Source organism: Shigella sp. SIG6 (genome assembly GCF_053555815.1).
Window position 1 is genome coordinate 1 of sequence record NZ_JBQZXC010000328.1, and the last position, 386, is coordinate 386.

At 56.2% G+C, this 386-nt stretch carries 1 protein-coding gene; it reads left to right on the forward strand.

The annotated features are described in order from the left end of the window. Nucleotides 1-386 (forward strand): IS3 family transposase (locus ACUU1M_RS20655; protein ID WP_447393619.1); only part of this gene is annotated, 386 nt, incomplete at both ends.

Below are 386 nucleotides of genomic sequence, written 5' to 3' on the forward strand. Positions count from 1 at the left end.
TGGACGGGTAAGCGCTGGGCGTACCTCGCCGTTGTTCTCGACCTGTTCGCAAGAAAACCAGTGGGCTGGGCCATGTCGTTCTCGCCGGACAGCAGGCTCACCATGAAAGCGCTGGAAATGGCATGGGAAACCCGTGGTAAGCCCGGCGGGGTGATGTTCCACAGCGATCAGGGCAGTCATTATACGAGCAGGCAGTTCCGGCAGTTATTGTGGCGATACCAGATCAGACAGAGTATGAGCCGGCGCGGAAACTGCTGGGATAACAGCCCAATGGAACGCTTCTTCAGGAGTCTGAAGAACGAATGGATGCCGGTGGTGGGTTACGTAAGCTTCAGCGAGGCAGCTCACGCCATAACGGACTATATCGTTGGATATTACAGCGCACT